Origin of the sequence: Flavobacterium sp. (assembly GCF_044373165.1) — a bacterium.
Classification (GTDB): Bacteria; Bacteroidota; Bacteroidia; order Flavobacteriales; family Flavobacteriaceae; genus Flavobacterium.
This window is the reverse complement of the sequence record NZ_JBILQL010000092.1, coordinates 1-8,797: the sequence shown is the minus strand read 5'-3', so window position 1 is coordinate 8,797 and position 8,797 is coordinate 1. Positions and strand designations below refer to the sequence as shown.

At 37.3% G+C, this 8,797-nt stretch carries 8 protein-coding genes; all 8 read right to left on the bottom strand.

From position 1 onward, the window contains the following. On the bottom strand, nucleotides 1-1,889 hold a 1,889-nt coding region (asnB, locus tag ACIQ32_RS10450; protein WP_396195635.1), incomplete at its 3' end, for an asparagine synthase (glutamine-hydrolyzing). A gap of 15 nt (nucleotides 1,890-1,904) precedes the next feature. Beyond that, nucleotides 1,905-2,798, bottom strand: coding sequence for a glycosyltransferase family 2 protein (locus ACIQ32_RS10445; RefSeq protein WP_396195634.1), 894 nt, complete (start codon nucleotides 2,796-2,798; stop codon nucleotides 1,905-1,907). A 9-nt stretch (nucleotides 2,799-2,807) separates the two neighbouring features. Continuing rightward, nucleotides 2,808-3,902 carry an EpsG family protein gene (locus ACIQ32_RS10440; protein WP_396195633.1) on the bottom strand — a complete coding sequence of 365 codons (1,095 nt, stop codon included), beginning with the start codon at nucleotides 3,900-3,902 and terminating at the stop codon, nucleotides 2,808-2,810. Between the two features lie 22 nt (nucleotides 3,903-3,924). Then, a complete protein-coding gene (locus tag ACIQ32_RS10435) occupies nucleotides 3,925-5,124 on the bottom strand; it encodes a glycosyltransferase (RefSeq protein ID WP_396195632.1) in 1,200 nt (399 codons plus the stop codon). Then, nucleotides 5,121-6,194 (bottom strand): glycosyltransferase family 4 protein, encoded by a 1,074-nt coding sequence (locus ACIQ32_RS10430; protein ID WP_396195631.1) that lies wholly within the window; start codon nucleotides 6,192-6,194, stop codon nucleotides 5,121-5,123. The genes ACIQ32_RS10435 and ACIQ32_RS10430 overlap by 4 nt, the downstream gene beginning before the upstream one ends. Next, a complete protein-coding gene (locus ACIQ32_RS10425; RefSeq protein WP_396195630.1) occupies nucleotides 6,194-7,168 on the bottom strand; it encodes a polysaccharide pyruvyl transferase family protein in 975 nt (324 codons plus the stop codon). Before ACIQ32_RS10425 ends, ACIQ32_RS10430 begins: the two co-directional genes overlap by 1 nt. A 13-nt stretch (nucleotides 7,169-7,181) precedes the next feature. After that, nucleotides 7,182-8,468 carry a hypothetical protein gene (locus ACIQ32_RS10420; protein ID WP_396195629.1) on the bottom strand — a complete coding sequence of 429 codons (1,287 nt, stop codon included), beginning with the start codon at nucleotides 8,466-8,468 and terminating at the stop codon, nucleotides 7,182-7,184. Further along, nucleotides 8,468-8,797 (bottom strand): hypothetical protein (locus ACIQ32_RS10415; protein WP_396195628.1); only part of this gene is annotated, 330 nt, incomplete at its 5' end. The genes ACIQ32_RS10420 and ACIQ32_RS10415, both read right to left, overlap by 1 nt.

The following is an 8,797-nucleotide window of genomic DNA, read 5'->3' as shown; positions in this document are numbered from 1 at the left end:
TGCCCTTGCCAGTTGCGTTTCCCCGATTGGAATTCCTGCCATTTCTTGGTGATAAAGTCGGCGTCAAAAAAGCCTCCTTCTTTTATTTTTCTTGGATCTAAAAGCGCAGCTCCCCAATCTTTCAGCGGTCCTCGCAACCAATCTTCGAGAGGCACTGCAAATCCCATTTTGGGGCGTTCAATCAGGTGTTTCGGGACATGCTTGTACAATACTTGTCTCAAAACCCATTTATCAGTTCCGTTTTGGATTTTGTAATTAACCGGTAAGGAAAGGGCAAACTGTACGATTCTGTGATCTAATAAAGGCACACGGGTTTCCAAAGAACTAGCCATAGCTGCACGGTCAACCTTAGCTAAATTATTGTTGGGCAGATAGGTGATTAAATCAGTTGCCATCATTTCGTCGAAAAAGTTATCCGAAAGGATCGCATTGGAATCAAACTTAGTCATCGGACGTTCTACACCCGGCAACCAATGTTTTAAATCGGGATTGTGATTCATTAAGCCTTTGTGGTAAAACTCTTTACGGTTCTCTGCCATTAACATTGGTAACCCTTTAAAGAGTTTGTCGGCAAAATTCACCGGGAGGTTTATTTTATTTCTTTTTCCTTTTAACGGAAGTAACAACGAATACCAAAAATCATACGGTAAAGCATTAATTCCGGCATAAGCCGTTTTTCTTAACACTTTAGGGATTTTGTCGAGTTTGTTCCAAGTGTTATTCGCCAACTGATAGCGAGAGTAACCCCCGAACAATTCATCTCCGGCATCTCCTGACAAACTCACCGTTACCTTTTGACGGGCAATTTTAGCGACCATAAACGTAGGAATTTGAGAAGATTCAGAAAAAGGTTCCGAATAAATGCTGCTCAACTGCGGCACTATATCGAGTGCTTCCCTGTCGGTTACGTAGGTTTCGTGATGTTGAGTGCCCAAATGCTTAGCCACTTCTTTAGCATATTGTGCTTCATTGTACTCGGGCTTATCAAAACCGATACTAAACGTATCAATCTTGTGGGAAGAAACGGATTGCATTAAGGCAGCAATACAACTTGAATCTACGCCACCCGAAAGAAAAGCTCCAATTGGTACATCGGAGATGGTTTGTAAATTAACTGCATCGGTCAGTAGCGTTTCTAAGGTATCAACGGCATCCGAAGCACTTCCTGTGTAAAGCGGATTGTGTTGGCGATTGGTTAGTGATTCAACCGACCAATATTCTGTTATTTTAGGAGTTTGCTTTTCATAAGACCAAGTAAGTTTTCCGCCTGACGGTAACTTATTGATACCGCTGTATATCGAAAAAGGCTCCGGTACTGAAGCATAAGACATAAACAATGCCAATGCACCTTTATCGATAGGATTTGAAAATTGCGGGATAGCCTTTAGCGCTGCTAATTCGGAAGCAAAAACAAAACTTTTGCCAACAGAACCGTAATATAGCGGCTTTTCTCCCATTCTGTCTCGAACGAGAGTTAGTATTTTGTCTTTCTTGTCCCAGAGGGCGATGGCAAACATACCGTTGCATTTTTTTACAGTAGCATCCAAACCCCAAATTTCAAATCCATAGAGTAAGGTTTCTGTATCTGAGGTACCGCGCCAGGAAATATTTTCGATTTTTTCCAACTCTTTACGCAAGGCCAAGTGGTTGTATATTTCGCCATTAAAAACCATCATGTAACGACCTGAGGCAGACTGCATCGGCTGATGACCCGTTGGTGTTAAATCTATAATCGATAATCTGGCATGACCTAAACCCAATCCGAAATCAGCATCATACCAAGTCCCTTTACTATCAGGACCTCGGTGGTGTAATTTTTGAACCATGTTATTGAGCACATGATTAAAATCCCATTTTTCGGGGGTTATAAAACCGGCAATTCCGCACATATGTTTTAGATTGATTTAGGTTTTGGCAATGAACTTATTTTTTCTTTTGATGTAAAAGTACAGCAATAGCCCTAAAGGAAAGAAAAGATAGGTCAAGATTGGGTATTTATTTTTTCCGAAATAGTTAAACTCTTTCAATTGCAAACTATTAGCAATAAAATGAACGATGGCTTTTATTTTAACAATACTATAATCCGAATATTCCATCTCCATCACTCTTGAATAGCGAAAACCTCTAGGGTGTCTGCGGTACTGTCTGAAAATATTACGCGTAGAACCATCTTCCATGTATTCAACCAAGCACAATATCTCGTTCAAACACAGCAATTCATATTGTTTGTCTATTTGAACGTAAAGCGAACCCAAAGGCACAAAACTTTCTCCAGGATATATAGGGTATGGCGGAAAGCTTTTGACTACGGCAGTTCGATAAACCAATTTTTTGTCGCCATTGATTTTATGCTTTTGATACAAATCTTCTAAACTAGCACTTTTTAAATCTTGGGGAAACCAAGCTCCTAAAACCTTGCCATCTAAAGTGGCATCTAGACCAACCAAACCAGCGTAAGAATCGTTACCAAATTCATCCCAATGTTTCAGAATCTTTTCGATGGCTTGGTCGGTAAAAAAATCATCCGAATCCATACAAACATTGAGTTCTGTATCAATCATGCTGTAAGCAGTGTTATAGCCACCATGCATCCCTAAGTTATTTTGGTAGACATAGTGTATCTCTATTTTACGCTCATTTATCCAGTTTTGAACCAAATCTCGGGTGTTATCGGTTGAGCCATCATCAACAACCAGCCAAATAAAATCCTGGCAAGATTGGCGCAACAAACTTTCATAAACTTGGTGCAAGCAATAAGCACGGTTGAATGTGGGCGTAAAAACGGTTATTCGTTTCATTATAATCAATTAGGCCGTAAACATCATTAATACGTAAGTGAACAAAAAATAAGCAAATATAATTTTACCAATGATTTGGTGTTGCTCTTTAAAAAATATTTTTTTAAAAAAAGGATAAATAATAACAACCCCCAATAAGAACCATGACAAATACGCAAAACGGTTGGAGAAGTTGGCTCTGATAACCAAAATCCAAAAGGCGTTGGTAAGCAAATACAAATTAATCAAACGCTTATAAAACTCATCTTCAAATTCTTTCTTAAAAATAAAATACATTCCGGTAAATACGCCACTGATACTGTAAAGCAAGAAGTCCCAACGAAATCCGATGGCACTAAACTCTTCTAAAATTTCTTCATCTTCAACGAAATAGCCTTGAATTTTATCAGCATCACCAAAACCCAAATTTAAAAAGAAACCCTCTAATTGTTTTCCCAAAATCAGTGATAACGGTATACACAATAACCAAAATATAAAGATATATTTGGTGTTTTTATAAAATGACGTAAAAACATACATTACCAGAGGGATTAACAAGGATTGGTGTACTCCCAGAGCCAGTAAAAACAATATCGTTTTAACAATTTGGCTATTCCTGGTGATGGCCAACAGAAAGATAGACGTTGCCATACCGTTTCTAATCCCATTTGTTCCGTAAGCCCAAAAACTTAAAGAGGCAATAAGCATAAAAAAGGCATAAAAGCTATATTGACCAAACATCTTTTTTGAGGCATAATACAGTGGAATGATATAAAGTACCGCACAAATCAGGAAAAAAATCTCAACGGGAAAAATCTTGGAGCACGATTTCATAAAGAAGTAGAAAATGGGATCTCCTTGGGTTTCCATAAACCCGTAATTCTGAAAATCATCATACAATTTTGCGTAAGTTCCCATATCGCCAAATTCATACCCCACGGGCCGCAAACCCATGAAAAGAATTACAAAAACCAATAAAAATCCTTCATTAAAACCTTGACTTTTTAAATTTATACTATCAACCAATTTGTATTGATAAGACCGTAAAAAGACAAACAAAGTAAATAACAACATGATGTTTAGATACACTGTTGTATAATACTCGATTGGGATAAAGTTAATCATTGGTTAAAATTTGAGCTCTAATTTACGATAAATACTCCTTGGCAACTACTTCTATATTGTACTTTTGAAGCAATAGTTCTTTATTGGTAATAACACTTTTTTTAAAAGAATCATCTTTTAAAACCAACTCTAATGCCTTTGAAAAAATATATTCCTCCTCTATAAAATGTTCATTTTTTGGAAGATCTAAATCAGATTTAAAAAAATTAGGTGTAATCAATCCTGATTCTGTAATGAGAAAGCCATCTTTTTCCTCACATTGATTACAACTCATAAGCTCTTTTATTCCTCCGGTACAGTTGGAGGAGACTATAGGTACAGCTGTTGCAATGGCTTCGATAATTACATTTGGAGTTCCTTCATAGTAAGATGTAAGCGCCAGTAAATTTGCCCTCTTCAAATACTTAAAAGGATTCGACTTTCTTCCTAAAAAATAAATATTATCTGAAATGTCCAGTTTTTGAGTTAGATGTTTGATGTAATTTTCAACCGGTTCTGCCCCATCTCCGATAAAAATCAAATTAACATTTTCTCTATCCTTCAATAGGCTAAATGATTTAACTAAATGCCATGGCGCCTTTTGATTGGTTAATCTTCCTATGAACAAAATGGTTTTCTTTTCAAATTTTTTTTCTTCCTCAGCACTATCTAATGGCTGTAGTGATAAATCATGTATTGCTTTTATATCATGAGGATTGTATATCACTTTTAGTTTGTTTGGAAACTTAAATTTAAAGTTTTCAATTAAGTCTTCTTTTATGGCCTGGCTAATACAAACTACTTTATCTGTAAGTGCAAACGATGTTTTAAAAGCGATTTTACTCAACCTATTCAGCAATGAATTGTTTTTAAATTCTACACTCTTTAGCCCGTGAAGACTAACAATTTTCATCTCTCCGGTCAAAGTTAACGACGAAAACAAATTGGCAACATCACCAAAACCAATGGAATGCGTTATCTTATTGGCTTTGATCATTCTTCTGATTATAAACGGTGATTTAAGGTAAAAAAGGATTCGACTGAATTTGCCCATCTCTCCTAAATCGAGTTCAGACAGATACAATTCATCTTCGCTAAAGTTAATAAAATCTGACTGCTGCTTTATAATCTTAACCACTTTCACCTCAAAGCCTTGCGTCTTATAAAAGTTATAAAAATTCAAGGCTAATCTCTCAATACCTCCAACTCCTCCGGACGGAATAATTAACAATATTCTTTTCATTGTAGGGTAGCTTTAAATAAATCATTCCATTGATTTATTATATTTTCAGGTAAGTAACGTTGGGCATTGCGTTTGGCTAACAGTCCCATTTCTTTGCGCTTTTTTTCATTTGACATCAAACTGGTCAATGCGTCAGTAAAAGCAGAAATGTTGCCGTTTTCAATTAATCGACCGTCCTCATCATTGTTGATTATGTCGCTTGGTCCACTCGGACAATCAAAAGCAATACACGGTACACCACAAGCCATAGCTTCAATCAACACCATACCAAAACCTTCAGAACGAGACGGTAAAATTAACAGCGAAGATTCCAAGTATTTTTCTTCGATATTTTTTACAGCCTCATGAAAATACATTTGGGTTATGGCTGATTTTTGGGCTTCATTTTGAAAACGATTCTGGCTATCTTTTTTACCATAACAATGCAATTCCCAATCCGGGTGAGATTTACCAACATGGGACCAAATCTTAACTGCACTATCATAACCTTTTACGTAAGATTGTGAACCTACTAAAATTACTTTTTTGGTGGTTAACGATGCAGAACTTTTGGGATAAAATGTTAAAGGATTTGGAATTACGATTATATTAGTTGAATTCCATTCTTTTACGTTTGTTGGTGTAAGCACAACAAAATGGGTGAAATCGGCTGCTAAAAAACGCATCAATTTTCTCATAAGACCACCGTAAAAACGGTTACCCGTATTGATGGCCAACGAGGCATGTCTTTCATAAATTATAGGTCTTTTTTTACCTAGTAATTTCGGCAGAAAAAAACCTTTCAGACCGTCGTCGCAAACGAGAACAATATCGGGATGGAGCTGATTTACCATTTTTTTTATTTTGACAAAATAGTCCTTTAAAAAAAAGAGACCTTTTCGATTGCTGTTAATGGTATGGAAAAAAATCTCGGTATTGAAATTGTAAAAAGGATCCAAATGACCATTATTGAGTACAATTATATGTACTTCATAACCGTATTCAGCTACCAAACGGGATGCTTTGATGGAAAGGACTCGTTCGAGTCCTCCCGAGCCGTTAATTCCGTTGGTAATATAAACAAGCTTCATTATGATTGATTAATAAAAGCGCTGCACTTTTCTTTTAAAGGTTCTGCCAGAGCATGATGCTTTTCTAAATTTTTAACGACAGTGTCTTTAGTTATCCTCCCTTCTAAGGGAAAATTAGCGGTAAACGCACCTGTTTTCGCATCGATATCAATTCGGTTGAACAGTTCTAAAATGCCATCGAAACGACAAGAATCTACAAAACTGTCAAAACCGTTAACAAAAATCACCGGAGTTCCCATGGCCAAACACGGTAAAGCACAGTGGATGCGTGAGGTAATTACCAATTTGGCCTTAGCATATTTGTGTAATAAATCTTCAGCCATAGCAAATTTTTGGTCATCGTTGTAGGTATTGGCCGGTGGCTCTTGGTTGATATAGATGGCCGACTTTAATAAATCGGGACTGATAAAATTTTTCAGGTGTTTTTTCTTTTTACCCAATTGGAATAATTTTCCGTTTAGGATGCTTTTCACAAACCACTTCCAATCAATCGTTACTTTTTCCCAACGAGGATAACTATATAAAGGATCTACAATATAAATATCATCCCCTCGTTCCGTATCATCTACTTTATAAGAGTCTAATGTTAAGGTTAAACAACCTGAAAAATAAGCTTCTATACCTTTGGATTTTAGCAAATCGGCGGTGAATTGATCACGACAACCTATGGGCTCGTGCTTTTTCAAGTAAGCAATGCCTTTCTCATTCAACATCCCCGGCGCGGCAGTATTGTTAACGTGGAAAGACACAAACAAAGGTTCTATATCTTCGGAAGGCACCCAATTGTTATAATTATGCGTAAACCATCCATTCATGATGACCTTCATTTTTTCTCCATGATAGTCGGCCAAACGTTCACGGTTGATGTAAGTATCTACGCGAGGCATAAACTGCTTGGCGGCTAAACTTTGAATGTTATCGCCAACATTGAAAAAAATCTTATTCTCATCGTAGGAAAAAATGCCGTACTTCATGGTGTTTTGGGTTTTATAATTTTCTTCTGAGCTTTAAATAGAGTTGGAATAACTTGGGGAACTTATTGATGATGACAAACTTCATCTCCCGTCGTTTTTGCAATTTGTCTTTGTTTTTATTGACAATCTCGTCTAAATTCAGCTGCACAAAAGTATTGAATTTCTCGGTTTCTGTGGCTTTGTCTTTGAAGATAAACGGTTGTTGTATGGTTTTGGCTTTGTCTTGCAAACATTGCCATTCGTATTTTACGCCTACTGTCATCATGGTCTTTTCATCGAAATTTTTGAGCAGTAATTCATAAAAATCGTTAGGCACTTCAAAACCGTAATCGTTGGGATTTTCACCTTCCAACATAAACCCGAACATGGTGCGTTGGCATTTGGTACAGCGGCTGCAATTGTAACCGGTACGCCATTCGGAATAGCAAACACGAAGCTTGACTTTATAACCTGTTTTTTGGGCAAAAGCAACAATATTTTCAATCTTTTCGGTGCGGCGTAAGTGAAACCCGTCGTGGATGACTTTTTGGTTGGCCCAACGTACTTTTTCATCGGTTTCGGAGGTGGAACCCCAGCCAAAACTGACTTCTCCGGTGTTGGACGAAGCAATCATGTTTGTAGTAATGTGGTGCAAATAACTTAAGGGTGCAATCAAACTCAACAAAGCCATTCCGTGTTGGATTTTGCCCCACCAGCCAACGCCTACTAACAAATCGACTTCATAAGTATAGAACGTTCTTAAATTGGATGCCACATAACAAAGACGGTCATCGTGGATGATTTCCTCTTCGAGATTGAATCGTTTGAAATCGTTCCAACGTTTGGTATCGGCAATTTCTATATCGGCACCGTGGACAGAAATCAAGTACGGATTTTTATCGATGTTGCGGGTCAGTGATTCGAAAGCATCCAAACCACCACTGAACAACAAGGCGTGGTTATCTTCCGTGAAAGTATTTTGGGTAATGGCATTGACGTGTAATGCCGTATCTGCTTTGATTTGCGGAAAATGGATGGCGAATTCCGCTTTTAAATTTTGGAGCGATTGGTAAAAAGTTTCGTCCAATTCCTTTATTGCTACATCAAAACCAACGAACCAGGCTATGGGCATAATGTTGGCCAAAAACGGAATGACCGCTAAGCTTTCGGGTACCGAAGTAATGTCTTCTTGGTATTGCACATAATAAGCTTCTTTCTTATTGAAATACTTCGCCAGCGACTCATCATAGGTATATTGATAAGTCATTTTGGTTCCGTTATCGGAATAGGCAATGTGATGTAAAGTTAGCTTTGGCTGCATTATTTTAAGAATTTAGGCAATACACTTTTGATGGCTGCTTTTTCGCTTTGATTCATGCCAAATTTAAACATAAGTACCGAAAATATCAGTACAAAGACGGAAATTTTTAGCACCAAATTCAGCCAACCGCTACCAGGTAAAAAATTCAAGGCGAAGCCCAGTGCTAATGCGAGGATAAAAGTGAGACCGATTTGATGAAACAACTCCGCGAAAAATCTGGAGATTTCGAGTTTTAAGACTTTATGGTAATAAAAATTCATGATGACCTGACTTAAAATCCAGCCCGAAGTAGAACCTACTATCAATCCCACTGCCCCAAATTTTTCTAT